Annotated in this window: 23 protein-coding genes and 2 pseudogenes; 15 read left to right on the forward strand and 10 right to left on the reverse strand. The window is 64.7% G+C overall.

Features of this window, described 5'->3' with window-relative positions; all coding sequences use genetic code 11:
• The first annotated feature begins 16 nt into the window (after window positions 1–16).
• From AB3L03_RS35360 to AB3L03_RS35380, 5 genes and pseudogenes are all read left to right on the forward strand, one after another.
• Window positions 17–397 carry a hypothetical protein gene (locus AB3L03_RS35360; protein ID WP_018458405.1) on the forward strand — a complete coding sequence of 127 codons (381 nt, stop codon included), beginning with the start codon at window positions 17–19 and terminating at the stop codon, window positions 395–397.
• A 122-nt stretch (window positions 398–519) separates the two neighbouring features.
• Window positions 520–1,272, forward strand: coding sequence for a DNA repair protein RecO (gene recO, locus AB3L03_RS35365; RefSeq protein WP_368507957.1), 753 nt, complete (start codon window positions 520–522; stop codon window positions 1,270–1,272).
• 100 nt (window positions 1,273–1,372) lie between these two features.
• Entirely contained in the window at window positions 1,373–1,657 is a 285-nt protein-coding gene (locus tag AB3L03_RS35370) for a hypothetical protein (protein ID WP_018458403.1), read from the forward strand.
• Window positions 1,658–1,717: 60 nt separating this feature from the next.
• On the forward strand, window positions 1,718–3,976 hold the full coding sequence (gene parC / locus AB3L03_RS35375) for a DNA topoisomerase IV subunit A (RefSeq protein WP_018458402.1): 2,259 nt from the start codon (window positions 1,718–1,720) through the stop codon (window positions 3,974–3,976).
• Window positions 3,977–4,060: 84 nt separating this feature from the next.
• Window positions 4,061–5,604: pseudogene (locus tag AB3L03_RS35380) on the forward strand (GMC family oxidoreductase).
• 53 nt (window positions 5,605–5,657) lie between these two features.
• Here AB3L03_RS35380 and AB3L03_RS35385 read toward each other — a convergent pair.
• On the reverse strand, window positions 5,658–6,872 hold the full coding sequence (locus AB3L03_RS35385; protein ID WP_085353423.1) for a YeeE/YedE family protein: 1,215 nt from the start codon (window positions 6,870–6,872) through the stop codon (window positions 5,658–5,660).
• Window positions 6,873–8,128: 1,256 nt separating this feature from the next.
• On the opposite strand from AB3L03_RS35385, the gene AB3L03_RS35390 reads away from it, so the two are divergent.
• A complete protein-coding gene (locus tag AB3L03_RS35390) occupies window positions 8,129–8,518 on the forward strand; it encodes a nuclear transport factor 2 family protein (protein ID WP_247298205.1) in 390 nt (129 codons plus the stop codon).
• 196 nt (window positions 8,519–8,714) lie between these two features.
• Here AB3L03_RS35390 and AB3L03_RS35395 read toward each other — a convergent pair.
• The 3 genes and pseudogenes from AB3L03_RS35395 to AB3L03_RS35405 form a co-directional block, all read right to left on the reverse strand.
• Window positions 8,715–9,409 (reverse strand): annotated as a pseudogene (locus AB3L03_RS35395) (DUF899 family protein).
• Between the two features lie 278 nt (window positions 9,410–9,687).
• Window positions 9,688–11,073 (reverse strand): chromate efflux transporter, encoded by a 1,386-nt coding sequence (gene chrA / locus AB3L03_RS35400; RefSeq protein WP_247369758.1) that lies wholly within the window; start codon window positions 11,071–11,073, stop codon window positions 9,688–9,690.
• Complete coding sequence (locus AB3L03_RS35405; RefSeq protein ID WP_026233570.1) at window positions 11,073–11,891, reverse strand: chromate resistance protein ChrB domain-containing protein; 819 nt, start codon at window positions 11,889–11,891, stop codon at window positions 11,073–11,075. The genes chrA and AB3L03_RS35405 overlap by 1 nt, the downstream gene beginning before the upstream one ends.
• Window positions 11,892–12,085: 194 nt before the next feature.
• On the opposite strand from AB3L03_RS35405, the gene dmeF reads away from it, so the two are divergent.
• From dmeF to AB3L03_RS35420, 3 genes are all read left to right on the forward strand, one after another.
• On the forward strand, window positions 12,086–13,030 hold the full coding sequence (gene dmeF, locus AB3L03_RS35410; RefSeq protein WP_085357530.1) for a CDF family Co(II)/Ni(II) efflux transporter DmeF: 945 nt from the start codon (window positions 12,086–12,088) through the stop codon (window positions 13,028–13,030).
• 89 nt (window positions 13,031–13,119) lie between these two features.
• The gene (locus AB3L03_RS35415) at window positions 13,120–13,959 is read left to right on the forward strand and encodes an N-acyl homoserine lactonase family protein (protein WP_085353415.1); all 840 of its coding nucleotides are present in this window, start codon (window positions 13,120–13,122) and stop codon (window positions 13,957–13,959) included.
• An 83-nt stretch (window positions 13,960–14,042) separates the two neighbouring features.
• The gene (locus AB3L03_RS35420) at window positions 14,043–14,921 is read left to right on the forward strand and encodes a DMT family transporter (protein WP_085353414.1); all 879 of its coding nucleotides are present in this window, start codon (window positions 14,043–14,045) and stop codon (window positions 14,919–14,921) included.
• Here the strand turns inward: AB3L03_RS35420 and AB3L03_RS35425 are convergent.
• Window positions 14,918–15,109, reverse strand: coding sequence for a hypothetical protein (locus AB3L03_RS35425; protein WP_085353412.1), 192 nt, complete (start codon window positions 15,107–15,109; stop codon window positions 14,918–14,920). The genes AB3L03_RS35420 and AB3L03_RS35425 overlap by 4 nt on opposite strands.
• A 31-nt stretch (window positions 15,110–15,140) precedes the next feature.
• The gene (locus AB3L03_RS35430) at window positions 15,141–16,298 is read right to left on the reverse strand and encodes an MFS transporter (RefSeq protein ID WP_368507958.1); all 1,158 of its coding nucleotides are present in this window, start codon (window positions 16,296–16,298) and stop codon (window positions 15,141–15,143) included.
• Window positions 16,299–16,482: 184 nt separating this feature from the next.
• Between AB3L03_RS35430 and AB3L03_RS35435 the strand changes: the two genes are divergently transcribed.
• Window positions 16,483–17,742 carry an adenylate/guanylate cyclase domain-containing protein gene (locus AB3L03_RS35435; protein ID WP_368507959.1) on the forward strand — a complete coding sequence of 420 codons (1,260 nt, stop codon included), beginning with the start codon at window positions 16,483–16,485 and terminating at the stop codon, window positions 17,740–17,742.
• Between the two features lie 113 nt (window positions 17,743–17,855).
• Here the strand turns inward: AB3L03_RS35435 and AB3L03_RS35440 are convergent, their stop codons facing one another.
• Window positions 17,856–19,100 carry an MFS transporter gene (locus AB3L03_RS35440; protein WP_368507960.1) on the reverse strand — a complete coding sequence of 415 codons (1,245 nt, stop codon included), beginning with the start codon at window positions 19,098–19,100 and terminating at the stop codon, window positions 17,856–17,858.
• Window positions 19,101–19,267: 167 nt separating this feature from the next.
• On the opposite strand from AB3L03_RS35440, the gene AB3L03_RS35445 reads away from it, so the two are divergent.
• Window positions 19,268–20,620 carry an Nramp family divalent metal transporter gene (locus tag AB3L03_RS35445; RefSeq protein ID WP_018458388.1) on the forward strand — a complete coding sequence of 451 codons (1,353 nt, stop codon included), beginning with the start codon at window positions 19,268–19,270 and terminating at the stop codon, window positions 20,618–20,620.
• A 121-nt stretch (window positions 20,621–20,741) separates the two neighbouring features.
• Here AB3L03_RS35445 and AB3L03_RS35450 read toward each other — a convergent pair whose 3' ends face one another.
• The 3 genes from AB3L03_RS35450 to hemB form a co-directional block, all read right to left on the reverse strand.
• Complete coding sequence (locus AB3L03_RS35450; protein ID WP_018458387.1) at window positions 20,742–21,518, reverse strand: arginyltransferase; 777 nt, start codon at window positions 21,516–21,518, stop codon at window positions 20,742–20,744.
• 163 nt (window positions 21,519–21,681) lie between these two features.
• On the reverse strand, window positions 21,682–22,221 hold the full coding sequence (locus tag AB3L03_RS35455) for an RDD family protein (RefSeq protein WP_007611123.1): 540 nt from the start codon (window positions 22,219–22,221) through the stop codon (window positions 21,682–21,684).
• A gap of 344 nt (window positions 22,222–22,565) precedes the next feature.
• Window positions 22,566–23,627: a porphobilinogen synthase gene (hemB, locus tag AB3L03_RS35460; protein WP_018456862.1), complete on the reverse strand. Its 1,062-nt coding sequence runs from the start codon at window positions 23,625–23,627 to the stop codon at window positions 22,566–22,568.
• Window positions 23,628–23,749: 122 nt separating this feature from the next.
• Here hemB and AB3L03_RS35465 point away from each other — a divergent pair, with 122 nt between their 5' ends.
• The 4 genes from AB3L03_RS35465 to AB3L03_RS35480 all read left to right on the forward strand — a co-directional run bounded on the left by AB3L03_RS35465 (window position 23,750) and on the right by AB3L03_RS35480 (window position 25,870).
• A complete protein-coding gene (locus AB3L03_RS35465; protein ID WP_007611119.1) occupies window positions 23,750–24,247 on the forward strand; it encodes a DUF6163 family protein in 498 nt (165 codons plus the stop codon).
• A gap of 406 nt (window positions 24,248–24,653) precedes the next feature.
• Window positions 24,654–25,172 (forward strand): MarR family winged helix-turn-helix transcriptional regulator, encoded by a 519-nt coding sequence (locus AB3L03_RS35470; RefSeq protein ID WP_018456861.1) that lies wholly within the window; start codon window positions 24,654–24,656, stop codon window positions 25,170–25,172.
• Between the two features lie 202 nt (window positions 25,173–25,374).
• Window positions 25,375–25,611 (forward strand): hypothetical protein, encoded by a 237-nt coding sequence (locus AB3L03_RS35475; RefSeq protein WP_026233256.1) that lies wholly within the window; start codon window positions 25,375–25,377, stop codon window positions 25,609–25,611.
• 37 nt (window positions 25,612–25,648) lie between these two features.
• Entirely contained in the window at window positions 25,649–25,870 is a 222-nt protein-coding gene (locus AB3L03_RS35480; RefSeq protein ID WP_018456859.1) for a hypothetical protein, read from the forward strand.
• The last annotated feature ends 226 nt before the right edge of the window (window positions 25,871–26,096 follow it).

A 26,096-nucleotide genomic window follows, 5' to 3' on the forward strand; every position in this document is an offset into this window, starting at 1 on the left:
AAAAGATCGGTCGACGATGAGCGTACCCAGCAACGTACGGCGCTTCGAAGCGTTGCTCTATGCATCGTTGATGCTGGATGCCTTGTCGGTGGCGGTGCAGGACCGCACGCCGACTGCCGAGATGACCGAACAGATGATCATGACGTCGTCGCTGCTCGCCGGCGGCATGATCCTGCTGCTGGTGTATTTCGTCCGGCTGGCCGCGCACGGGCGCAAGAACTGGCCGCGCTGGGTGCTGGCGGCAGCGCTCGTGCTGTCGGTGATCTCGCTCGGCCAGATCATCGGCGAGAAAGGCATGGAACTCGACAGCGCCATCGAGATCGTCTCCTGCGTGCTGACCGCGATGGGATTGTATTTCTCGTTCCGCGGCGACGCGCAGGGCTGGTTCAACGCGTGAGGCCGTGTCGGGTGGATTGGCGGCGCGCAATTCACCTTCCAGGCGTGCCCCCGCGATTGGCCGATTAGGCCTTCGGCCAATCCGCCCTACGATTGAAGACCGGAATCCGCTAGACTTCACCGATGGAATGGACCGACGAAGGCATCGTGCTGGGGGTGCGGCGGCATGGCGAGAGCAGCGCCATCGTCGAGTTGCTAACCCGTGCCCACGGCCGCCATCTCGGTCTCGTCCGCGGCGGCGCCGGCTCTCGGATGCGTCCGTTGCTGCAGCCCGGCAACAGCCTCCGCGTGGTATGGCGGGCGCGGCTCGACGAGCATCTCGGCACCTATGCCATCGAGGGCCTCAAGCTGCGGGCGGCGACGCTGCTGGGATCATCCCACGGCGTCTACGGCATCACCCATCTCGCCTCGATCGCGCGGTTGCTGCCGGAGCGCGATCCGCACGAAAACCTCCTGGCGCTGCTCGAACATTCGCTGGACGATTTCGACGACATCGGCAGCGCGGCCGTGCACGTGATCCATTTCGAACTGGCAATGCTCACCGAACTCGGCTTCGGGATGGCGCTGGAAAACTGCGCGGTGACAGGAGAGACCACCGACCTGATCTACGTCTCGCCCAAATCCGGCGGCGCGGTGTCCCGCGGGGCGGGCGAGCCGTGGCGCGACCGCCTGTTGCGGCTGCCGCCGTTCCTGCGCCAAAGCGAGGTGCAGGGCGACCTCACCGATCAGGATCTCCAGGACGGCTTTCGACTGACCGGCCTGTTCCTGCTGCGCCACGTGCTGGAACCACGCGGGCAAGGCCATTCCGATGCGCGGGCAGGCTTCATCAACGCGCTGACGCGACAGCAGGCAAAGGCCGCCATTCCCGCGCCATGAGCTTGGCGCGGCTCTGCGTTGCCTCAGTGGACCAGCCCTTGCTGGAACAAAACTCGGTTCCCCGGACTTGCCATTTTGGGTTCCAACCGGGGATAGCCTCATGCTGATCAAGGGACTTGTGATATCGGCAGCGCTGATTGCGCTGGCGCCGGACGCCCTCGCGGGTGAGCAGCCGGGCGTCTTTCGCCGTGCTTCCTGTACCGTCGTCAGATTCTATGTGGCTAAATATTCCGCTGCAGCCGCAGAGGCATGGGCACGGTCCAAAGGCGCGACGGAGGCCGAGATCGACACCGCGCGGCGGTGCCTGACCAATGCCCCGGCCACCACGCAGGCTAAAGCCGCGCCACCCACCCAGACCTTCACCGCAGGCTGGGCCGGCCAGTAGGCCGCCACAGGGAACCAATCGATCCTTGCCCGATTCGCTTCCACGGTTTAACCGGGCGGCATGGGAAAACGATTGATTCCGCCGGAGGAACCGGCCGAAATTCACGAGGTGCCGCTGCGTGAGGCGTTGGAAGAGCGCTATCTCGCCTACGCGCTCTCCACCATCATGCACCGCGCGCTGCCGGATGCGCGCGACGGCCTGAAGCCGGTACACCGGCGCATCCTGTATGGCATGCGGCTGCTCCGGCTCGACCCGGGCACGGCATTCAAGAAGTCCGCCAAAATCGTCGGCGACGTGATGGGCTCGTTCCATCCGCATGGCGACCAGGCGATCTACGACGCCATGGTGCGCCTGGCGCAGGACTTCTCCTCGCGCTACCCGCTGGTCGACGGCCAGGGCAATTTCGGCAATATCGACGGCGATAATCCCGCCGCCTATCGCTACACCGAAGCGCGCATGACCGACGTCGCGCGGCTTCTGCTCGACGGAATCGATGAGGACGGGGTCGAATTCCGCCCCAATTACGACGGCCAGTCGAAAGAGCCGATCGTGCTGCCCGGCGGCTTCCCGAATCTGCTCGCCAATGGCGCGCAAGGTATCGCAGTCGGCATGGCGACCTCGATCCCGCCGCACAACGCCGCCGAGCTCTGCGACGCCGCGCTGCATCTGATCGAGAAGCCCGACGCGAAGTCGAAGGCCTTGCTGAAATGGGTCAAGGGTCCGGACTTTCCAACCGGCGGCATCTGCGTCGATTCCAAGCAGGCGATCGCTGAAGCCTACACCACCGGTCGCGGTTCGTTTCGCGTCCGCTCCCGATGGGAGCAGGAAGAGGGCGCGCGCGGCACCTGGGTCGTCGTCGTCACCGAGATACCCTTTCTGGTGCAGAAGTCCCGGCTGATCGAGAAGATCGCCGAGCTGCTGGACCAGAAGAAGCTGCCGCTGGTCGGCGATATCAGGGACGAGTCGGCCGAAGACGTTCGCATCGTGATCGAGCCGAAATCGAAGAACGTCGATCCCGCGCTGATGATGGAATCGCTGTTCCGGCTGACCGAGCTCGAAAACAAGATTCCGCTGAACCTCAACGTGCTGATCAAGGGCCGCATTCCCAAAGTCGTGGGGCTCGCGGAGTGCTTGCGCGAATGGCTCGACCATCTGCGCGACGTGCTGATCCGTCGCACCAACCATCGCAAGGCCGAGATCGAGCGCCGGCTGGAGATCCTCGGCGGCTTGCTGATTGCCTATCTGAACATCGACGAGGTGATCAGGATCATCCGCAATGAGGACGAGCCGAAGCCGGCGCTGATCAAGGCGTTCAAGCTCACCGAGGTGCAGGCCGAAGCCATCCTCAACATGCGGCTCCGAAGCCTGCGCAAGCTCGAGGAGATGGAGATCCGTGGCGAGGACAAGGATCTTCGCAAGGAGCTGAAGGGCATCGAGGGACTGCTGGCGTCCGAACCCGAGCAGTGGAAGAAAGTCGGCGAGCAGGTCGGCAAGGTTCGCGACATGTTCGGACCGAAGACCCCGCTCGGCAAGCGCCGCACCACCTTTGCCGACGCGCCAGAGCATGATCTCGCTGCGATCGAGGAGGCACTGGTCGAGCGCGAGCCGGTGACGGTGGTGGTCTCCGACAAGGGCTGGATCCGCACTCTCAAGGGCCATGTCGAGGATCTCTCGGGGCTGGCCTTCAAGCAGGACGACAAGCTCGGATTCGCGTTCTTCGCGGAAACGACCTCGAAGCTGCTGCTGTTCGCCACCAACGGAAAATTCTACTCGCTCGATGTCGCAAAACTTCCGGGCGGCCGCGGTCATGGCGAGCCGATCCGCCAGTTCATCGATCTCGAGCCGGAGGCCGCGCCGGTCACGCTGTTCGTCAACAAGGGCGGACGCAGATTCCTGGTCGCGAGCCACGAGGGCCAAGGGTTCGTCGTCAGCGAGGACGATTGCGTCGGCACCACCAAGAAGGGCAAGCAGGTCCTCAACGTCGACATGCCGAACGAGGCGCGCACAGTCACCGAGGTGATCGGCGACACCGTCGCGGTCATCGGCGAGAACCGCAAGATGCTGGTGTTCCCGCTCGACCAGGTGCCGGAGATGGCGCGTGGCCGCGGTGTGCGTCTGCAGAAGTACAAGGACGGCGGCCTCTCCGACATTGCAGTGTTCGACGCCAAGACGGGCCTGACCTGGAAGGACTCCGCCGGCCGCGAATTCTCCGCGACCATGAAGGAGCTCGCCGAGTGGAAAGGCTCTCGCGCGGACGCCGGCCGTCTGCCGCCGAAGGGATTCCCGAAGTCGAACAAGTTCGGCAGGGGGATCGGGTAGTCGGGCGACAGTCTGGTTCCGCCGGTGCGCGCGGTCTGATACCGTCCGCCATCCCGGTGTTGTGGAACGTTGAGAAGTAGCGCGATGTACGATGTCATTGTTGTCGGCGGCGGCTCGGCCGGCGCTGCTGTTGCGGCGCGGCTCTCGGAAGATCCCGCACGGCGCGTCCTGCTGCTGGAGGCGGGTCTGGACTGGCGCGCCGACGAGGCGCCCTGGGAGGTGATGACGCCAAATCCCATCCCGATCATCCACAAGCGCGAGTACCAGGAGAAGTGGCAATGGCCGGATCTTCTGACGCGCCGTGTGGCCGGCCAGGAGCCGCGCTTCTACTGGCGCGGCAAGGGGCTCGGCGGCTCGTCGATGATGAACGGCCAGATCGCCATCCGCGGCGTCGCTGCTGCGTTCGACGAATGGGCCGCCAATGGCTGCACCGGCTGGTCGGCCACGGACGTGATGCCGTTGTTCTCGGTGATCGAGGATGATCTGGAATTCGGCGACGCCGCCGGCCACGGCCGCGGTGGACCGCTGCCGGTCTATCGGGCGCCGCCGGAAAATGGGGGCCGATCGACCGCGGCTTGCGCGATGCGGCGTTGGCGAGCGGCTATCCCTGGTGCGCCGACGTCAACGGCCCTGACGGCGAGGGCGTCGCCTGCTATCCCATCAACAGCCGCGACAGCCGCCGCATCACGACCAATGAGGGTTATCTGGAGCCCGCGCGGGGCCGCGCCAATCTGGAAATTCGCGGGCATGCGCTGGTCGACCGCGTGCTGATCAGCGAGGGCCGGGCAACCGGCCTCCGCGTTCACATCGAGGGGCAGGGCACCAGCGAGATCAGCGCGCGCCAGATCGTGCTGTGCGCCGGCGCCATCCACAGTCCAGCGATCCTGCTGCGCTCGGGCATCGGTCCTGCGGAGGAGCTGAAGGCGATGGGGATCGCGGTCGAGCGCAACCTGCCGGTCGGCAAGCACTTCTTCGATCATCCGCTGTTCCGTGCCACGATCCAGCTCCACCAAGACCTGCGGCCGACCGATCCGGACACCCGCCACACCAATTGCTGCGTGACCTATTCGTCGGGCCTCGCCGAGGGCGGCAAGCGCGACATGATCCTGATCGCCTTCAATCACCGCGGCATCGGCGTGCCGGGCGCGATCGGCGCCGGGCTGTTCAACGCGTATTCGCGTGGAACGCTCAAGCTGGCCTCGACCGATCCCACGATCGATCCCGTCGTCGAGGAAAACATGCTGGCCGATCCCCGCGACATGCTGCGCATGAAGGATGCGGTGAAGCGGCTCGCCGTGATCACCTCCCAGCCGGCGCTATCAGGCATCGCCGACTGGATCCGGCTCGCGGACACCGATCTGACGCTGCCGCAAGCCGCGGCCTTGCCGGAGCATGAACTGGATGCGCTGCTGCGCCGTGAGACCGGCGATATCCAGCACGCCGCCGGCAGTTGTCGTATGACCGGCTTTGAGAGCGCCGACGGCGTGGTCAACCCTGACGGCACCGTGAAGGGCATCTCCGGCCTGCGCATCGCCGACGCCTCGATCATGCCATCGGATTGCCGGGCCAACACGCATTTCACGACCGTGGTGATTGGCGAGGCGATCGCGCGGATGATGATGCGTTAGGTTCAATCGTCGTCCGCCATGGCGGTCTGATGAAACGGCGCGCAGACGAAAACCTACCGCTCGACGGCCAAGCCGAACAGCGGTCGGAGATGTGTCCCCAGAATGTTGCCGACGAAAGCCGCCACCAGCCAGCACCAGCCATGCAGGCTGCCCGATGCGATCCCGCTGAAATAAGCGCCGATATTGCAGCCATAGGCGAGCCGGGCGCCATAGCCGAGAAGCAGGCCGCCGATGATGGCGGCGAGGAGCGAGGATGCGGAGATGCGCCATGTCGGATGGAATTTGCCGGCGAGGCCTGCGGCCAGCAACGCTCCCAGGATGATGCCGAAATCCATGACGGAGGTGATGTCGGCGAAGACGCTTTGGTGCAGCGAGGTCGCGCGAGCACCCTGCCAATAGGGCCATGACGCGACGTCGACGCCGAGGCTCATCAGGATCTTCGATCCCCAGAGCGCGAAAGCGGAGGTGATGCCCCAGGGACGTCCCGCAAGATACAGCGTGGCGAAATTTCCGATCGCGAGCAGGATCGCGCCCCACAGCAGCGGCCATGGCCCCTGCATGAAGCGGCGCGCGCCGCGGAGCTTCGTCCGCGCTCCCGGCTCGAGTTCGCCGTGGCGGCCGATCTCGGCCCTGAGGGTGATGAGATAAATTGCAGCCATAACAGCCCAGCAGAGCACGAGCGCCGGCAGCCATCCGAGCCGTTCGATCAACGAGACGGCGCCGATGTTCGGCAGCGCGCTCCACCACGGCAGATGCAATGCACCGAGCGTCGATCCGGCGATGAAGGCCGCCAGTGTCACCAGCATGCGGGTGTTGCCGCCGCCGGCGGTATAAAGCGTTCCCGACGCGCAGCCGCCGCCAAGCTGCATTCCAAGGCCGAACAGGAATGCCCCGGTGAGCATGCCCACGCCCACCGCGCCGAGCTCGCCACGCACGGCGACGCCGAACAGCGTGCCTTGCGCCAGGGCCGGGAAGAAGAGGGCGGTTGCCAGCGCAAGCATGACCATTTGGGCGCGAAGGCCGGCGCCTCGTCGTGCGACAATGAAGACGCGCCAAGCCGAGGTGAACCCGAACAGCGCATGGTACAGCGTCAGGCCAAGTGCGCCTCCGAGAAGAAACAACAATCCCTGTTGCCACGAAATCGTGCCTGACAAGGCCGCTGCGCCCGCCAGAAGAATTGCCGCCGCGACAGCGACGACCGTGAGATTGGCGCCGTGCCGGTCATTGTCAGGGGCAAGCAGCCGCGCATCGATAGATAGATCGGTCATGGCTCATCCAAAAGCGGATTTCTTCGGCAGTGAGAGCTAACCGGGGCGAATTCTCCCCGTTCCAATCTTCCCACCTTGGAACTGATGCGATAGCGCTAGCCTGTCATGCCCAGGCTCGACCGGGGCATTCAGTACGCCGCGGCCTCTCCTCTCAAATCTCGACTGTCTTGGGCTACCGGGTCGCCCGGTCAAGCCGGGCGACGACAGCGAGAGTGGGCAAGATTAGTCGTCGCGCCGATGCACGTTTCAAACGGCGGACGAGAGTTCGCGATCTCGCGGCGCGTGCCGCCCGAGTCTTGCGTCGTCGCATCGCCCTCATTGAGACAAGGGCGCAGGGAAGGCCGGGCGCCGGCTGGCACCCGCAGGTCCGTGCGCGATAGAAATGCACACGGGGTGGACCACAGGTTCGCCGGATCGCCCGGCCTTCCCTGCACGATGGTTTTAACGTGTCCTTCGTGCTCTCCCCGGGGAGCGATGCACTATTGCCCCCGTCGCCTTGCGGATAACTGATGCACGTGCCCGGTCGGGCCGCCACATCACCGCAGGACTTGACGCACAGACCCCGGGCGTCAGGACCACACGACTTGTTCGTCCGCGCACGTCCTCGCTGGGACTTCGAGTGCTGGCGTGTGCTCACACCCGAAGCCATGCGAAGACGCTTTCGGCATCGTGTCGCAGGCACGAAGGCCATTGCTCACAGCCAAAGCCGCCCTGCAATGCCTATCGTGCCCGAAGCCGTCGCGTCCATCGCTGCCCAGCCCGCGGTTCGTGACGATCGCGATCCGCCCCTTGTCTCGGGCCAGGGTGTGCCGCTTATACGTCAAATCCGAATTTCGGTAAAGTGGAATATTTTACGAGGTGGGCTTGACGGGCGATGTGGCGGAAGTGGTCGTCGCTGTTTTGCCCGAAGGGCACGGGCAGGCGAGGATGACGGCTTCGCCCAAAGAGTTGAGACGGCAGCTTTGGAGGACAGAGAGTAAGTCCGCCAGCGCGGTCATCATCGACGGCTTGGGCCCCTGGACGGACATTCAACGGAAACCTCGAAATTCCTCATGGAATTCTGGCCAAGCGCGTGCAGCGCGAGCCCGGAACGATTTTTACCGAAGGTTGTTAAGGCTCAAATTATCTGATGTCGCTTCTATCGTGGCATGACGCCAGCAAGGGAGGGCGCTTTCGCCCAGCTTGAGGCCCCGAGCTCTTTGTTGAGGAGTCGCGGTCGGCCTTACGTTCGGTCGAACTCTAAAAGGAAAAACGGCATGACGAAAAGCACGCTCGATCTGGCACGTGCCAGGTTAAAGGCATACGTCGATAAGGATCGGACAGCGATCGAAGCGCTTCTTGCGGACGACTATCACTTCTCAAGTCCAATCGACAATGAGTTGGATCGTGCGACTTATCTGCGCCGTTGCTGGCCCAACAGCGAGAAGACCAATTCGTTCGATGAAGTCATCGCGACCGAGGATGGAAGCCGAGCAGTCATCGTCTATGAGGCAGCTGCCGCAGGGGGGCACAGGTTTCGTAATTGCGAGGTAACCACCGCTCGCGGAGACAAGATCGTTCGGGTGGAAGTCTACTTTGGATGGGATATGCCTCACAAAGCGCCGAAAGGCGGCTCCGTCGAAAATGACGGCGAGGGTCACGCTTAGCGGGATGCCGGTCGAGCTACGATCAACAACGCAGCTTTGGCATTTGTAGGCCCTTGGTCTCATCCCATGCGCGGTCATGCACGTCTCGACCTCGTCCGGGTTCGTCAGGATCACAGGCATCGCTTTCGCGCGGATGGCATTGCAACCTACTAGCGAAGCCGCGCGCGCATTATCACTATCACTGACGGCAGGAGGCTCAGTAAGCGAGCTTTGGGTACCAGTCGGTGCCGCGGCCTTCTGGCGTGGTATCGAGGATGGTCCAGAGCGGATCGAAGTCGGCGCGCCGCGCGGATCCTGTTGGGGGTCGGCCATCGTGCCGCTCATCTCGCCGGACCAAAAATGTCGGATCGTGCCGTCGCGCTGCGTGAACACGCTGTAGCCGGGCACGTCGGCATCCTCGGCGCTGACATAGTCGCGCGTGTAATCGCCGGAGATGTCAGAGAAGACCTTGTGCCGCGTCCAGCCGCGCGCCTTCTTTGCCTCGATCAACCTGGCGATCGGCGACCGCGCGATGAAGACGAACCCGATACGCTGCTCGATGTCGGGTAATTTGTGCTCCCATGTGCTCATGAATGAGGTGCACATCGGGCAGGGCGTCTGCCGCTGCGGCCCGAACATGTAGCTGTAGACCGCGACCGTCTGCTTGCCCTCGAACAAATCGGCGAAATTCACTTCGCCATTCTCGCCTTCAAACACGTAGTTTTTCTTCACCTCGCCGCCGGGCGGAAGCGCCCGGCGCAGTTCAGCGACACGCTCGATCTGACGACGCAGCTCGATCTCCTTCGTCAGGAGGTCTTGCCGGGCGCGGCGATAATCGACGCTTTCGTTGGGAAAATGAGCCTTGTTCGTACCAGCAAGCTCCGAAGCAGGCTTCAGGATGGAACTATCCATTGCATGACCTCTGGTTGGGGCCGATATCTGGGAAGACGTCCGGCGGCACCTCGTTCCGACACCTTCGCTCAACTATTTGGAAAGCGCTCGGTTGGTCCAAAAGATCCTGCTGCGGGTCGCTGCGGTGTTTCGAGCGCGCGTGGCCTCTAGGCCAAACGCCTGCTCATCAAGGTCGGTCCTTGGGTCCTTGCCCCTGAGCATAGTCGCCATGCAACCCTGACCGCTTAGCGATGCCTTCCATTGGCAAACCGGACGTGACGAACCAATCAGTCGGTGTCCTAGATCACCCCCGCCAGCCGCAACGCCACGCCCGCCGCGCAACTGCCGGCCAGCACCGTCAACATCCCCAGCTTGAACCGGAAGATCGCAGTTGCCGCCGCGATCGACAGCAGCAGCGCGGGGATGTCGATGCTGGTCAGCACCGGCATGTCGAAGTCCAGCGGAAACGCATGCACCGGCACGGTGTCGCGGAACAGCGTGTGCAGCGCGAACCAAATCGAGAGGTTGAGGATCACGCCGACGACGGCGGCGGTGATAGCGCTCAGCGCGCCCGCAAGCCCGGTGTTGCCGCGCAGCCGTTCGATGTAGGGAGCACCGACAAAGATCCAGAGGAAGCAGGGCGTGAAGGTGACCCAGGTCGCGAGCAATCCGCCGAGCGTGGCCGCAAGCATCGGCGACAGGCCGCTGGCGTCGCGGTAGGCGGCCATGAAGCCCACGAACTGGAGCACCATGATCAGCGGACCCGGCGTGGTCTCGGCCATGCCGAGGCCGTCGAGCATCTCGTGCGGCTTGAGCCAGTGATAGTGCTCGACCGCCTGCTGGGCGACATAGGCCAGCACTGCGTAGGCGCCGCCGAAGGTGACCATCGCCATTTTCGAGAAGAACAGCGCGATGTGACTGAAGACATTGGCCTGCCCGAGCACAAGCACGAGCGCGATCACCGGCACCACCCAGAGCGCAAGCCACAGCGCGCCGACGCGAATGGTGCGGGCGGTGTTGGGTCGGACATGATCGGGCACGGCGTCGCCCAGCATGCTGTCGATCAAGGCGCTGCTGCCGCCGTGACCATGACCGGCCGGCGCGAACTCCGGACGGCCGCTTCTCGCGCCGGCATAGCCGATGATGCCTGCGGCGATGATGATGATGGGGAAGGGGACGGCAAAGAAGAAGATCGCGACGAAGGCCATCGCGGCGAGCGCGATCATGATGCGGTTCTTCAGCGCGCGCTTGCCGACGCGCACCACGGCCTCGACGACGATGGCGAGCACGGCGGCTTTCAAGCCGAAGAACAGCGCCTCGACGAAGCTGACATTGCCGTAGGCGGCGTAGACGTAGCTGAGGCCCATGATGGCGATGATGCCGGGCAGGATGAACAGTCCGCCCGCCATCAGCCCGCCGGCAGTGCGATGCATCAGCCAGCCGATATAGGTTGCGAGCTGCTGCGCCTCCGGGCCCGGCAAGAGCATGCAGTAGTTCAGCGCATGGAGGAAGCGGCCTTCCGAGATCCACTTCTTTTCCTCGACCAGGATGCGGTGCATCACCGCGATCTGGCCCGCGGGCCCGCCAAAACTCAGGCAGGCGACACGGAGCCAGACGCGAAAGGCTTCACTGAAGCTGACGCCGTGACCGGCATCAGCTCCGGTTTCGATCGTACGCGTATCCATCAAGCCTTTGCCTTGTTGGTCGGCCAGTTATGGGTCTCAGACGTCGCGTCGCGGCACCAGCGATAGAACGCGTCGTAGAGCAGCATACCGGCCTCGAGCTGTTCGAGGTCGTCATCATACATCCGCGACAGCCCGAGCGAAGCCGCGAGCAGACCGGGAGCCTCCGGCGCAAGGTCGGGCCGCCCGGTGTCGGCGCCGCGCACCAGCGTTGCGAGCCGGAGCAGCGCCGGCGCAGCAATCCCGAACTCCTCGATCATCACGTCGAAGGTGCAGAGCTCGCCACGGTGGCTCCAGAACACGTTCTCGATGTCGAACGGGGCTGCCTTGAAGCGTTCGCCGACGGCGACCACTTCGGACGGTGCCACGAACAGGAACACCGCATTGGGATCGACGAAGCGTCGGATCAGCCAGGGGCAGGCAATGCGGTCGACCTTGGGCCGCGCCCGCGTCACCCAGACGGTGCGTCCCTTGGCGTCGCGCGGCGGCAGCTTGCGGGTATCGAGCAGCGGCAGCTTTGCGTCCTTCCAGCCCTCGAATCCGCCTTCCAGCGTCTCGGCCTGGACCCCAAGCTGCCTAAGCCAGGCCGCCGTGCCCTGCGCCAGCTTTGCGCCGCGCAGGCAGGAGACGATGGCGGTGCGGCCGGCGAATTCGGCACCCCATTCCGGAACATTGTCGTGGCTGAGCTTGATCGAACCTGGGATCAACCGCCGGTCGGCGGCAAAATCCTCGTCGGTGCGCACGTCGATCAGGGCAGGGGCGTTTGCCGTGCCGATCAACCGTGCCAGCTTGTCAGATGATATCGTCGTGTAGGAAGACATGATGCGCCCTCGTGAAAAACAACGGGACGCGATACTTGGGCATGTCGCCTCGTGGGGAGATCGCTCAAATCCCCATGGCGTCCATTACACCGAAACGGCACCTACCTGTCAATCGGCTCATTCCGGCGATTTTGCCCAGAAGACTCGCAGGTCTATATAGGGGTTAACGGCCCGGGCCTTTCGGAGACTTTGCGATGCATTCCCATTCCGTCGAACAATGGACCCATGACCACGCCTTCCTGGGCGAGAAGCACGACGAGAACGAGCGGCGCACCTGGCTCGTCGTCATCCTGACGCTGGTCATGATGGTCGGCGAGATCGTCGCCGGCTCGCTGTTCGGCTCGATGGCACTGCTCGCCGACGGCTGGCACATGGGCACGCATGCGGCAGCGCTAGGGATTGCCGCGTTCGCGTATCGCTTTGCACGGCGGCACCTGGGGAGCTCGCATTTCAGCTTCGGCACCGGCAAATTCGGCGATCTTGCCGCCTTCGCCAGCGCGATCATCCTCGGCCTGATCGCGGTCGAGATCGCCTATGAGAGCGTGCTGCGGCTGATCAATCCGGTGCCGATCGTCTATGGCGAGGCGATCGTGGTCGCTGCCCTCGGCCTGTGCGTCAACCTCGCCAGTGCCTGGCTGCTCCGCGACAACCATGGTCATCACCATCATGGCCATGCGCATGATGATCACGATGATCATGACCATGATCACCACCACCACGACAACAATCTCCGTGCTGCCTATGTCCACGTCATGGCGGACGCAGCGACCTCGGTGCTGGCGATCGCCGCGCTCGTCGTCGCCATGTATTCGGGATGGGCCTGGGCCGATCCGGCGGTCGGCCTGATCGGCAGCGCCGTGATCGCGAGCTGGGCGTTCGGCCTGATCAAGACATCAGGCGCGGTGCTGCTTGACGTGCGCGCCGACGAGAAGCTCGAGCGTGTGATCCGGGCGCGCATGGAGATCGGCGACGACCGCGTCACGGATTTGCATCTCTGGCAGGTCGGCCCCGGCCATTGCGCCGTGCTGGTGTCGGTGGTGTCGGACCAGCCGAAGCAGCCGGCGGTCTACAAGAAGCGGCTCGCCGGACTGAAGGGGCTCAGCCACGTCACCGTCGAGGTCGAGACCTGCCCGCACTGAAGCGGTCTGCGGGAATTCTGCGAACGGACCAGGGTTGATCCTCGGTCACAGCCGACAAGACAGCCGACCTGGCTGCAAGGGAGGAACGAATGATGCCAAAGATCAAAAAGATCAAGCTCGCCGTCGTTGTCGCTGCACTCGTTCTGTCCGGTCATGCGGTGCTCGCGCAGTCCGAAAAGACCGGTGTCGAAAAACTCTACGTGCTCAATTGCGGCGAGGGCACCGCCGGCGACATCTCGCGCTGGACGCCCGGTCTCAATGAGGGCAAGACGATGGACTTCGTCGACAGCTGCTATCTCGTGAAGCACGCCAAGGGCTGGTTCCTGTGGGATACCGGCATCGCCGACGCAGTCGCCGCGATGCCGAATGGCCTTGCGCCCGCCGATCCCAAAGCCGTGACCTGGCGCCGGCCGAAGACGCTTGCCGCGCAGCTCGAACAGCTCGGCCTCAAGCCCGGTGACGTCAAGATGATGGCCGTCTCGCACACCCATCCCGACCATACCGGCAATGTCGAGCTGTTCCCGCAGGCCATGCTCTATGTGCAGAAGGCCGAGTATGACTGGCCCGGCGCCAACAACGAGCCGCGCTTCAAGCCGTCGCATCCGGTCGAGCTGCTTGCGGGCGACAAGGACGTGTTCGGCGACGGCAGCGTGACCATCCTGTCGACGCCCGGCCATACGCCGGGACACCAATCGCTGCTGGTGAAGCTGCCGAAGACCGGCGCCGTCGTGCTGTCGGGCGATGCGGTGCACTTCAAAGACAACTGGGACAACCGCCGTGTGCCGAGCATGAACGCCAACAAGGACCAGAGCGCGGCCTCGATGCAGAAGATCGCCGACACGCTCGGCAAGGAGAAGGCGCAACTCTGGATCAACCACGACAAGATCCAGCGCGACAGCCAGAAGATGTCGCCCGAGTTTTACGACTAGCTTCCCGCGACGCCCCTGTTGCCACTACGGTGGCAGCAGGGGCGTGCTAGCGCCCTCAGCAAGCTCCGCAACGGGAGACGATTGTGGGTGAGTGGGCCGGGGTTGCGATCGCGCTGGCGTCGAGCAGCCTTGGCGGCACTGCCGCGGCGATCACCCGCTATCTGGTCGGCGGCGCCGATCCGATCCTGCTCGCGATCCTGCGCTGGGGGATCGGCTTTCTCTGCCTGCTGCCGTGCGCGCTTCTGCTCGGCGTGCGCTGGCCGCAGCGGTCCGACTGGCCGGCCGTGGCGCTGCTCGGCATCTGCTTTTTCGGCGTGTTCTTCATCCTCTACAACATCGCGGTGTCCTACACGACCGCCGCGCGCGCCAGTCTCGCGCTGGCGACGCTGCCGCTCCACACCATGGTGGTCGGCGCCATCCTCGGCGTCGAGCGGCTGACGGCGCGCAAGATCACCGGCGTCGGCATCGCGGTGCTCGGCGTGGCGGCGGCACTGGCCGCGGGCCTGGCGCAAAGCCCGCCCGAGGCCTGGCGCGGCGAGCTGATCATGACCGGTGCCGTGTTCTGCATGGCGTTCTACAACGTGCTGTCGCGCCCGCTGATGCAGCGCTCCAGCCCGCTCGGCTTTCTCACGGTCGGCATGGGAGCAGGCGCCGCCGTGCTGGTGCTTGCGGGTATCGTGAAGGGCAGCTTTGCAGCGCTGGGGCAGTTCACGACGGCGCAGTGGATTGCCGGCATCTATCTCGGCATCGGCGGCGGTGCGCTCGCCTTCATCCTCTGGGTCATGGCGCTGGCGCGCGCGACGCCGACCCGGGTCGCCAATACGATGACGGTCAATCCGATCGCCGCCACCTTGCTCGCCGCGCTGCTGATCGGCGAGCCGATCACGCCAAATCTACTGATCGGGCTGGTCGCCGTGTTCGCCGGCATCTGGATCGCGACCGGCGAAACGAAGCCGGCCTAGGTGCGCGGTGCCGTGACCGGCGGTGGGCTCGCTTCCGGCGCCTTCTTCGGTTTCAGCGAGCCGGCGTAGAAGGAGATCAGCCAGACCAGGATGACGGCGAGGAGATAGACACCCCAGGCCTGCGGCGGCGTAGTCGCCCAGCGCAGGAGGCCTTTGAATGTGCGGGGTGGGCGCGTGTCTTCGGTCATGCTGCGCTTGTGCGCGAAAGCTCCGGCCCGGTCAATCCGGCCGCGGTTGCGCGCGGATCATGAACAGCGCGGCCAGCGCCGAGAGGCTGAGCGCGGAGGAGACGATCAGCACCTTGGCGCCCATGACGTCGATGAGCAGGCCAAAGGCCAGCGGCGCCACGGCCTGCGCCATCCGTGCCGGCGCGCCGATGACGCCGAGGCGATAGCCGAAATCCTTGGGGCCGAAGATCGACAGCGGCAGCGTGCCGCGCGCGATGGTCAGGATGCCGTTGCCGGAGCCGTGGAATAGCGCAAACGCACTGGCCGCGGCGCCGCCGAAGATCGCCACGACCACCGCGCCGATCGGGTGAGTGAGGCAGGCGAGCCGCGTCGACCACAGCGGATGAAAGCGGCTGAGGAAGCCTGCCTCCAGAACCCGTGCGGCCACTTGCGCGGGGCCGATCAGCGCACCGGCCGCGATCGCCTCGACCGGCGTCGCGCCGGTTGCCTCCAGGATGCGCGGGAAATGCGCGGCCATCGCGCCGGTGACGGTCCAGACCGCGGCAAAGATGAAGGCGAGCAGCACCATGGTGCGGTCGAGCGGCAGATGCGGCTTCGCCGCTGTCGCCGCTGCTTGCTTGGCGCCCTTGATCGTCGGCAGCAGGAAGAAATTGAGCGGCAGGCCGATCAGGATATTGGCAGCGGCCCAGGCGAAGCAGGTGTCGCGCCAGCCAAAATGCGACAGGCCCCAGGCGGTGAGCGGCCAGCCGACGGTCGATGCAAAGCCCGCCATCAGCGTGATGCCGGTGATCGGCCTGCGCGCCTCGGTGCCGTAGATGCGCCCGAGCGCGGCGAAGGCGGCGTCGTAGAGACCCATCGCCATGCCGATGCCGAGCACGAGCCAGGCCATTGCCATCACCGCCACCGATTGCGAGAGGCCGAGCAGAACGAGGCCGGCGGCGATCGTCAGGTTCGACACCGAGAGGACCTGCCGGCCGCCGACCAGATCGATCTGTCGCCCGATGCGCGGCCCGAGCAGCGCCGAAATCACCAGCGAGGCCGAGAACGCGCCAAACACCCAGTTGGAGGAGATACCGAGATCGCGCGCCATGGGATCGGCGAGCAGCGCCGGCAGATAGTAGCTCGAGGCCCAGGCCAGGGTCTGCGTGGTACCGAGCGCCAGGATGATCGGAAGCTGGCGCTGGCTCATATCCCCGTATTTCTGATCGGCGGTGTCATCATTCGCATTTGCCGCCCGAGGCGGGAGCGCGTCAACAGCGTCCGCGACATATGCGACCTGCCGCGGGCGGGAGCCTTGGCCGTGAGCGGAGCTTTGGCGACGCAAGCTCCGCGCGCCGCCTTTCGCTCGTCACGAATGCACGCCATAATGGCGCATGCAATTGACCTCTCGCCTTGCGCTGATGAACTGGTTGGCCGGCCAGGGGCTCACCGGCCTGCCCGAACCCGAACTGCTGCGCGGCTTCTGCGAGCGCTGCCGCGCCGAGGGGCTGGAACTCTCGCGTGGCCTTGTCGTCATCGATACGCTGCACCCGATCTACGAGGGTCGCGCCTTCCGCTGGAGCGATACACCGACCAACGAGAGCGACGTCGTCGAATACGGCTCGACGGCCGAGGGCGACGCGGCCAACAATTGGCGCCGGTCGGTTTTCTATCATTTGCTCGAGCACGGTCACGACGAGATGGTGATCGACCTCGCCGACGCGCCCTCGCTCGATTTTTCGCAAATCGGCGAGCTCGCCGAAACCGGTCATCGCCATTTCCTGGCCTTTGTGCACCGCTTCGGGGAGACCGGAGCGCTGGGGCAGATGGACTGCCTCTACTCCTCCTGGACAACGCGACGCGACAGCGGCTTCGCCGACGCCGAACTCGCCGCGCTGCGCGATCTCGTGCCGGTGCTGGGGCTCGCGATCAAGTCGGCGCAGCAGGTCGACATCGCGCGCACGCTCGGCCGCGTCTATCTCGGCCGCGATGCGTCAGAGCAGGTCTTGAGCGGACGTATCTCGCGCGGCGTCACCGAGCGCATCAACGCCGTGCTGTGGTATTCGGATCTGCGCGGCTCGACCGGAATCAGCGAGAGCATCGGCCCCGACGAGATCATCCCGTTCCTCAACGACTATGCGCAGGCCGTGATCGACGCGATCCACGACGCCGGCGGCGACGTGCTGAAGCTGATCGGCGACGGTGTCCTCGCGATGTTCACCGGCGAGGACATGGCGCATTCTCGGCGCGCGGCGCTGCGCGCCGAGCATCTGTTCCGCAAGAACGTCGCTGCGCTGAACCTGAGGCGGGGCGCGGAGGGCCGTCCCACCACGTCCGCCTATATCGGCCTGCATGTCGGCGAGGTCTTCTACGGCAATATCGGCAGCGAGGATCGGCTCGACTTCACCGTGGTCGGTCCGACCGTGAACGAGGTCAGTCGCATCGCCTCGATGAGCCGTTCGGTCGATCGCGAGCTGCTGGCCTCGGCGGAATTCTACAAGGGCCTCGACGCCGCCGGCCGCCGCTATCTCGTCTCCACCGGCCGCTACGCGCTGCGTGGCATCGGCCGTGCGCAGGATCTCTACACGCTTGATCCGGAGGTGGACGCGAGCGAGCCGGTGACAGGCAGCTACGAGCGGTATCTGGCGAACTAGGCTGGCTGCTTCAACATACTCCGTCATTGCGAGGAGCTCTTGCGACCAAGCAATCCAGACTGCTCCGCGGACGGATTCTGGATTGCTTCGCTTCGCTCGCAATGACAGTGCAGCTAACACCGCGCCACCGCCTCATCGCCCACCATGTCTGGCTGCCGGTCCAGCGCCACCGCGGGCGAGAGCCAAATGACCAGCGCCTGCACGCCGAACACCGCCGCCGCGAGATAGAGGCACGCTTCCGCGCTCCAGAGGCCGCCGACGATCGCACCCAGCGCCGAGCCGACCGGACGGGCGCCATAGCTCATGATGTTGATGGCGGAGACGCGGCCGAGCAGGCGAGGCGGCGTCACCGACTGGCGCAGCGTCGTGGTCGAGATCACCCACAGGATCGGCCCGACGCCGAGCAGAAAGAAGCTCAAGGCCGCAAGCCAGGGCGAGGGGACCAGCACCGTCAGCGCCATCACCACCGCCGCGACGAAGCCGGTAACGGGGCCGAGGCCGACGACCGTGCCGAACGCGATGCGCTTCATCACCCGCATCGCGAACAGCGCGCCGATCACCATGCCGACACCGTACATCGTCAGCACGGTGCCGACGCCGACCGCGTTTAGGCCGAGGTGACGTACCGCATAGGGCACGAACACCGCGATCTGCAGGAACCATCCGGTGTTGAAGATGAACTGGGTGATGAACACCGGCCGCAGCAGCGGATGATGAAACACGAAGGCCGCGCCCTCGCGGATGTCCTGGAACGGATGCCGCCGTAGGGCCGGCGTGCGTGCGGGCTCGTAGATGCCGGAGAGCAGCACGACGGCGACGGCCGAGAGCGCTGCCGCAAAGCCGAAGGCCGGGCTCGCGCCCCACCAGCCCACCAGCGCGCCGCCGAGCGCAGGCCCGCTGGCGAAGGCGATGGTGCGTGCGAGCTCGATCCGCGCATTGGCCGCCGGCAACAGGTCCGAACTCACCAGCGAGGGCACTAGCGCCGGCGCGGCCACGCTGTAGACGACGGTGCCGCACACGGCGGCGAAGCCGAGCAGCGCCAGCAGCGGCAGATTGAGCGCGCCGAGTGCGAGCAGCAGCACGATCGCTGCAAGGGCCGCCGCCCGCAGCGCCTCGGCGCCCGCCATCAGCGAACGGCGGGAGATGCGGTCGGCCAGCAGGCCGGCCGGGATGGCGAAGAGGACGAAGGGCAGAGTCAGCGCGGTCTGGAGCAGGCCGGTCTGGCCTTCTGCCACGCCGAGCGTCAGCACCGCGACGATGGGGGCCGCGGCCAGCGCGATCTGTTCGGCCGACTGTGCCGCCAAATTGGACCAGGCGAGGCGGTTGAATGTCTCGGGGAGGCGCGGGGGAATTGACATGGCTCGTTTCCTGCAAAGTCGGGTTGGCGCCAGTATCCGCCTCGGGAGGCTCCCAAACCCACCCGCTTCCCGACAGGGGCGACACATAGCGACCGCCGAGGGACCGACGCGGCTAGATGCAGTTGCAAATGAGTTGCAATAAGGCTCGACTTCGGTATTCTCGCCGCATGGATGCTCGCTCTCCCGATCTGACCCGAGATGCTGCCGGCTGGCGCAATGACGCGCCGATGACAAAGAGCCTGGCCGAGGTGAATGCCTCGGTCGCCCTCCCCATCGCGGGGGTGTGGTGGCGGCGCCTGCTCGCCTTCGTCGGCCCGGGCTATCTGGTTTCGGTCGGCTACATGGACCCCGGCAATTGGGCGACGGATCTCGCCGGCGGGTCCAAGTTCGGCTACACGCTGCTCTCCGTCATCCTGCTCTCGAATTTGATGGCGATCCTGCTGCAATCGCTGGCGGCACGGCTCGGCATCGTCACCGACCGCGACCTCGCGCAGGCCTGCCGCGGGACCTATTCGCCGGCCGTGAACTTTCTACTCTGGCTTGCCTGCGAGGCGGCGATCATCGCCTGCGATCTCGCCGAGGTCATCGGCACCGCGATCGCGCTCAAGCTGCTGTTCGGCATTCCCCTGATTGGCGGCGCGCTGATCGCCGCGCTGGATGCCTTTTTGCTGCTCATCCTGATGAATCGGGGCTTCCGTTTCCTCGAAGCCTTCGTCATCGCGCTGCTCGTCGTGATCGCAGTCTGCTTCACCGTCCAGCTTGCCGCGGCAGCCCCGCCGGTCGCCGAGATGCTGAGGGGATTTGTGCCGAAGACCGAGATCTTCACCAACCCCGAAATGCTCTACATCGCGATCGGCATCATCGGCGCCACCGTGATGCCGCATAATCTCTATCTGCACTCCTCGATCGTGCAGACGCGCGCCTATGAGCGCAACGACGAAGGCCGGCGCGAGGCGATCAAATGGGCGACGACGGATTCGACCATCGCCCTGATGCTGGCGCTGTTCATCAATGCCGCGATCCTCGTGGTGGCTGCTGCAACCTTCCACAAGAGCGGCCATTCCGACGTCGCCGAGATCGGCCAGGCCTTCGAGCTGCTGTCTCCGTTGCTCGGCCTCGGCATCGCCTCGACGCTGTTCGCAGTGGCGCTACTCGCCTCGGGCCTGAATTCAACGGTGACGGCGACGCTCGCCGGCCAGATCGTGATGGAGGGCTTTCTCGACCTGCGCCTGCCGAGCTGGGCGCGGCGGTTGCTGACCCGCGGCATCGCGATCATTCCCGTGATCGTCGTCACCGCGATCTATGGCGAGCGCGGCACGGCTGATCTGCTGGTATTCAGCCAGGTCGTGTTGTCGATGCAATTGCCCTTCGCCGTCATCCCGCTGGTCCGCTTCGTCTCCGACCGCCGCAAGATGGGCAAGTTCGTCATACCGGTATGGGTCGCGGCGATCGCGTGGATCGTCGCCGGCATCATCGTGGTTTTGAACTTGAAGCTGCTCGCGGACACGCTGTTCGGGTGACCACACCACGGCTGTCGTCGTCCGGCTTGACCGGACGACCCAGTATTCCAGAGACAGTAGTGACTGAGCCGAGGCGCCGCGGCGTACTGGATGCCCCGCTTTCGCGGGGCATGACGGAGAGCTAATCCTGCGGCTCGGACGTCGCATCGCCTTGCGCGTCGATGCGCAGCCAACCTGACGGCGCGAGGCGCTGCTGCGGCAGGAAGCGGGCCTTGTAGTCCATCTTCTTGGAGCCCTCGATCCAGTAGCCGAGATAGACGTAAGGCAATCCCTGCCGCCGGGCGCGGGCAATGTGGTCGAGGATCATGAAGGTGCCCATCGAGCGGCTGACTTCGCCCGGCTCGAAGAACGAATAGACCATCGACAGGCCGTCGCTGAGCACGTCGGTCAGCGCCACCGCGATCAACTCCTCGCCGCGGCCGGTGATGCCGCTGTCGGGACCGCGCTTGCGGTACTCGATGATACGGGTCTCGACGTGGCTGTCCTCGACCATCATGGCGTAGTCGAGCACGGTCATGTCGGCCATGCCGCCATGGCGGTGACGGGAATCGAGATAGGCGCGGAACACCGAATATTGCTCGGAGGTCGGCACCGCGCTGCGCTGCTCGCCGATGATGTCGGCGTTGCGCGCGATGACTTTGCGGAAGTTGCGGGAGGGGCGGAACTCGTTGGCGATCACCCGGACCGAGACGCAGGCGCGACACTGGTCGCAGGCGGGACGGTAGGCGATCGACTGGCTGCGACGAAAGCCGCCATGGGTCAGGAGGTCGTTGAGGTCACCGGCGCGCTCACCTACGAGGTGCGTAAACACCTTGCGCTCGTGCCGGCCCGGCAGATAGGGGCAGGGGGAGGGCGCCGTGAGGTAAAATTGCGGGGTGTCGCGCGAGTGCTGGGTCAAGGGACGTCGTGGGCCTCCAAAATGTGCATCAGCATCGCGCTACGAAAGCCCCCGGTCAATCGGTCTACTCGGCAGGTCAGATCGGACAGCATAGCGGGTCCAGGTTGATAGGTTCTTGATCCAGGTTGGTTGATGAGTAGGTCCTTGATCGAAAGGTCGCTGATCAGTAGGTCCTGGCGCCCTGGGGCACCGGCGCACGAACGGAATTGTTGATCACGACCGTCCCCAACACGAAATCCTGCAGCAAGCGCCTGCGGCCGTTGAAGAGGCCGACCAGGACGACGAAAGGCGACAGGAACGAGACGGTCACCCAGAACAGCACGGCGTGGGTGGCCCCGAGCACGAAATAGCCGGGCGCGCCGTACCAGGTGCGCAACTCAAGATCCATCACGCGCATGCCGATGGTCGCGGACGACGGACCGCCGATGCAGGCGCCGTAATAGACGATGGCCCAGATCACGGAGGCCGGCCAGGCCAGCCAGAACAGCGCCCAGCCGATGCCGAGCGTGACCACGCCGAACACCGCGATGAAGAGGTAGCCGAGGATCACCGGCACCGAGATCACAACCATGTCGATCAGGAAGGCGAAGACCCGCCGCGTCGCAACGCCGCGGAACAGTTCCGGGTGCAGATAGGGATCGTAGGCATGTGGCTGCGCCCCACCGTCATTGCGCCAGGCATTGCCCGAGTCCGAATACGACATGACCATTCTCCCGAGGGAAACTCCCGTGGCAGGACTCCCGTGGAAGGACATGGGAACAGGCCGTCCGCGTGCCAAGGGCGCCGAGATTAACAAGCCGAAATATTCCGGCGATTCGGGGGCGGCGGAGGCGGGAGGAAAGGACGCGGCGCCACACCTCAGTGTCGTCCTGGCGAAAGCCAGGACCCGTTACCCCAGGGACAAGCTTGGCGAAAACTGGAAGTTAGTACGTTCGCCGGTATCGATACCGCGTGCTGTCGCTAGATCACCCGGTATGGGTCCTGGCTTTCGCCAGGACGACGATTAGAGACAGGGGCGCTCGGCCTTCGCCGGGACGACCTTGGGGCCTACCCCTGCGTCCGCAGCTTCTCCGCCGCCTTCGGTGCGAAATAACTCAGCACACCGTCGGCGCCGGCGCGCTTGAAGGCGAGCAGGCTCTCCATCATGGCGCGGTCGCCGTCGAGCCAGCCGTTGTTGGCGGCGGCCGCGATCATCGCGTATTCGCCGGACACCTGATAGGCGAAGGTCGGCATCGCGAACGTGTCCTTCACGCGACGGACGACGTCGAGATAGGGCATGCCGGGCTTGACCATCACCATGTCGGCGCCCTCGGCGATGTCGAGCTCGACCTCGCGGAGCGCCTCGTCGGTGTTGGCGCTGTCCATCTGGTAAGTGCGCTTGTCACCGGTGAGCGTCTTGGCCGAGCCGATGGCGTCGCGGAACGGGCCGTAAAAGGCGGAGGCGTATTTTGCGGCATAGGCCATGATCTGCACGTCGAGCAGGCCGGTGCGATCCAGGCCCTCGCGGATCGCGGCAACGCGGCCGTCCATCATGTCGGAGGGCGCGATGATGTCGCAGCCGGCTTCGGCCTGCACCAGGGCCTGACGCACGAGCACAGCGACCGTCTCGTCGTTCAGGATCTTGCCGTCGGAGATCAGGCCGTCATGGCCGTGGCTGGTGAAGGGATCGAGCGCGACGTCGCAGAGAATGCCGATCTCCGGGAATTCCTTCTTGATCGCGCGCACCGCCTGGCAGACCAGATTGTTCGGGTTGGTGGCTTCCGAGCCCTCCTCGTCGCGCAGGGACGGATCGGTGTAGGGAAACAACGCGAGGCACGGGATGGTGAGCTTCATCGCCCGCTCGGCGTCGCGCACGGCCTGGTCGACACTGAGACGCTCGACACCCGGCATCGAGGCGATCTGCTCGCGCTTGTTGTTGCCGTCGATCAGAAACAGCGGCCAGATCAGATCGTCCGTCGTGAGCACGTTCTCGCGCACCATGCGCCGGGCCCATTCGGCCTTGCGGTTGCGGCGCGGGCGGACGGTCAGATCGAGGGCAGGGGAGGCCCCAGTGCCATCCCGGCGCGAGACCTCGCGCAACTCGATCGGACGTCCGTATTTGATCGCCATTACTTTTCCTCCGGCTGGAATTATTCTTATACCAGCTCGCATGGTTCCCGTCACCGCGGGTTGACCTGTCGCAAAAGATGGCAGCCGATTGATTTTGCGGGGCAAAGCAGCCAGAAGGGGGCATGTCCGAGATCTCCACCCGCGATGCGGCCCGCGACAGCACCAGGGATGCCGTCCGAGACAATGCCAGAGACAGCGCCATGTCGGTGGCGGCGATCTCGTCGGAGCGGGCTGAATCCGACGACAATGTCTGGACGCGCCGGCTCGTGCTGTTCCTGCGGGTGATGGCGCTGCTCTCGATCCTCAAGGGCCTCTATCATTGGGCGCAGGTGACGGGCTTCGTGGGCGGCGAGGACGAGGCCTTCGAGAACCAGTCGATGGCCTGGCAGGCCTCGACCATTTACTTCGCCGTGATCGAACTCGTTGCCGCGGTCGGGCTGTGGCTGGCGACGCCTTGGGGCGCCGTGGTGTGGCTGACGACCGTGGTGTCGATGGCGGTGATCGAGCTGATGTTCCCCGGCATCTACGGCGGCAGCCTGGTCGTGGTCGGCGTCGAAGCCTTCATGCTGGCGGCCTATCTCGCGCTCGCCTGGATGGCCGCACGCGAACGACCGCCATAGCAAACTCTCTTGCCCCGACTCTGCGCTCGGCTTCGCTGTGCTGGTCCGGGACACGAGATTGTCGCGCTTGGTTGACGGCTGGTTGCGTAAAATTCGACGTAAGTTTTCGCTAACCAGCGTGTTCCGCCACAGCTCTTACGCGGCCGTTTCGAAACGGGGCGAGGCTGTTCTGGAATGCGACAATCGGGGCGGACGGAGGGTGAACAGGACCTTGCGAGAGTCAACAGACTGTTGCGTAAAGTGCTTGTGGGACAGGCTTAATCCGCAATTCACTGTCTTAAATTCATGATCTCTTTATTCTCTTATTTAAGCCGATCTTCAAACGAGCCCCTTAAGTTGCACCTATCAGACGGGACACAAGTTTCGTCGAATGAGTGTCGATAAAAACGACAACAGGGGAAGTGTCATGATGAAAGCCGTCGCAACTGCGGCAGATACCGCAGAGCGCGTCTCCGGCCAGCAGGGTTCGGTGCAGACGCTCTATCTGGAAGCTTTGACTCTGGTGGAGCGGCTGCATCGCCGGCTGCTCGACGTCATCAAGGACGAGTTCGATCGCCGCGGCCGTGCGGACATCAACTCGGTGCAGGCGCTGCTGCTCTACAACATCGGCGACAAGGAGCTGACCGCGGGCGAACTGCGCACGCGCGGTTATTACCTCGGCTCCAACGTTTCCTACAATCTGAAGAAGCTCGTCGAGCTCGGCTTCCTCGACCATCAGCGCTCGCGCGTCGATCGCCGCTCGGTGCGCATCCGCCTGACGCCGCAGGGCCAGGAAATCCGCCGCATCGTCGACTCGCTCTACCAGAAGCACGTCAAGACGGTCGAACAGGTCGGCGGCATCTCGGGCGAGGAGTTCTCGACCCTGAACAAATCGCTGCACCGCCTCGAGCGGTTCTGGACCGACCAAATCCTGTATCGTCTCTGAGTTCTTTTCGACGGGACAAGGCCAAGCCGGCCCGCAACAAGACCGGCAAGCCTCCCGAACGTGCCTGAGCTTCCCCAAGCGCGCCGGCCCGGCTGTGTCCGGACCGGTGCGTTTTTCCATTTCGCGGTTGCGAAAAAAATCCCCGACACCAGGGAACGAGTTCCCGGTTCGATGCTTATCTCCTCCGGATCGGAGGCTGACGATGCTGGTCGAGCGTGGCGTGGGGGTGATGAACGTGGAACTCGTGAGCGAGGCCTACGCCATCGCCGCGAACTATCTTCGCCGCTCCGGCGCGATCCGGGACACCCTCGTCACCGACGAGCGCCTGCTCGAGATCGTCATCAAGTTGCTCCAGCACGGCGAATTCAACAAGATCAGGCTGGCCAACAAGGCCATTGTCAGGTTCGAGGCGCAGTCCGAGGCCAAAGCGGTTGCCTGATCTCAACTCCCAAACGCGGCAAGAACCAGAGGGTGCCATGGAAGCTGCCATCGACCGGATCATGCATACCTACGATTTGCTCGCCAACCGCACGTCCGCGGCGAGCGCGGAGGCGCGGGAAAAGGTCACGAACTACATCACCACCTTGATGGAAGCCGGCGAGAAGGACACCCACAGGTTGACGGTTTGCGGCCTGACCTATCTGCGGCAGCTCGACGGCAGCGTGGATCCCGTGAAGGCGGGGTATACCGGGCTGTAGAGGCCGGCCGCTCGCACCCGCGCGGCCTTTCGGGGCCAAAGCGGACCTTTCCTGGACATGGACGCCGGATACCACCCCGTCATCCAAATCCTCCGATCCCACCATATCTTGCATAAATCACAAGTCCGACCCGCAAACCCTTGGCCTGTTGCGGGCGATGTGGTAGATCGCGCTCGCCGCTTCCGATCGCCACACCAGACCCGTCCGTAGCCCGCCAAAAGGCTGC

Origin of the sequence: Bradyrhizobium lupini (genome assembly GCF_040939785.1) — a bacterium.
GTDB lineage: Bacteria > Pseudomonadota > Alphaproteobacteria > Rhizobiales > Xanthobacteraceae > Bradyrhizobium > Bradyrhizobium canariense_D.

Bases quoted from the DNA above. Each gene is read 5' to 3' on its own strand.
- AB3L03_RS35480 (WP_018456859.1), top strand. From the start codon at position 25,649: ATGGAAGCTGCCATCGACCGGATCATGCATACCTACGATTTGCTCGCC.
- AB3L03_RS35360 (WP_018458405.1), top strand. From the start codon at position 17: ATGAGCGTACCCAGCAACGTACGGCGCTTCGAAGCGTTGCTCTATGCA.
- AB3L03_RS35385 (WP_085353423.1), bottom strand. From the start codon at position 6,872: ATGACCGATCTATCTATCGATGCGCGGCTGCTTGCCCCTGACAATGAC.
- AB3L03_RS35475 (WP_026233256.1), top strand. From the start codon at position 25,375: ATGCTGGTCGAGCGTGGCGTGGGGGTGATGAACGTGGAACTCGTGAGC.
- AB3L03_RS35430 (WP_368507958.1), bottom strand. From the start codon at position 16,298: ATGAGCCAGCGCCAGCTTCCGATCATCCTGGCGCTCGGTACCACGCAG.
- chrA (WP_247369758.1), bottom strand. From the start codon at position 11,073: ATGGATACGCGTACGATCGAAACCGGAGCTGATGCCGGTCACGGCGTC.
- AB3L03_RS35425 (WP_085353412.1), bottom strand. From the start codon at position 15,109: ATGACCGAAGACACGCGCCCACCCCGCACATTCAAAGGCCTCCTGCGC.
- AB3L03_RS35440 (WP_368507960.1), bottom strand. From the start codon at position 19,100: ATGTCAATTCCCCCGCGCCTCCCCGAGACATTCAACCGCCTCGCCTGG.
- AB3L03_RS35465 (WP_007611119.1), top strand. From the start codon at position 23,750: ATGTCCGAGATCTCCACCCGCGATGCGGCCCGCGACAGCACCAGGGAT.
- hemB (WP_018456862.1), bottom strand. From the start codon at position 23,627: ATGGCGATCAAATACGGACGTCCGATCGAGTTGCGCGAGGTCTCGCGC.
- AB3L03_RS35470 (WP_018456861.1), top strand. From the start codon at position 24,654: ATGATGAAAGCCGTCGCAACTGCGGCAGATACCGCAGAGCGCGTCTCC.
- AB3L03_RS35405 (WP_026233570.1), bottom strand. From the start codon at position 11,891: ATGTCTTCCTACACGACGATATCATCTGACAAGCTGGCACGGTTGATC.
- recO (WP_368507957.1), top strand. From the start codon at position 520: ATGGAATGGACCGACGAAGGCATCGTGCTGGGGGTGCGGCGGCATGGC.
- AB3L03_RS35455 (WP_007611123.1), bottom strand. From the start codon at position 22,221: ATGTCGTATTCGGACTCGGGCAATGCCTGGCGCAATGACGGTGGGGCG.
- dmeF (WP_085357530.1), top strand. From the start codon at position 12,086: ATGCATTCCCATTCCGTCGAACAATGGACCCATGACCACGCCTTCCTG.
- AB3L03_RS35445 (WP_018458388.1), top strand. From the start codon at position 19,268: ATGGATGCTCGCTCTCCCGATCTGACCCGAGATGCTGCCGGCTGGCGC.
- AB3L03_RS35390 (WP_247298205.1), top strand. From the start codon at position 8,129: ATGACGAAAAGCACGCTCGATCTGGCACGTGCCAGGTTAAAGGCATAC.
- AB3L03_RS35370 (WP_018458403.1), top strand. From the start codon at position 1,373: ATGCTGATCAAGGGACTTGTGATATCGGCAGCGCTGATTGCGCTGGCG.
- parC (WP_018458402.1), top strand. From the start codon at position 1,718: ATGGGAAAACGATTGATTCCGCCGGAGGAACCGGCCGAAATTCACGAG.
- AB3L03_RS35415 (WP_085353415.1), top strand. From the start codon at position 13,120: ATGATGCCAAAGATCAAAAAGATCAAGCTCGCCGTCGTTGTCGCTGCA.
- AB3L03_RS35435 (WP_368507959.1), top strand. From the start codon at position 16,483: ATGCAATTGACCTCTCGCCTTGCGCTGATGAACTGGTTGGCCGGCCAG.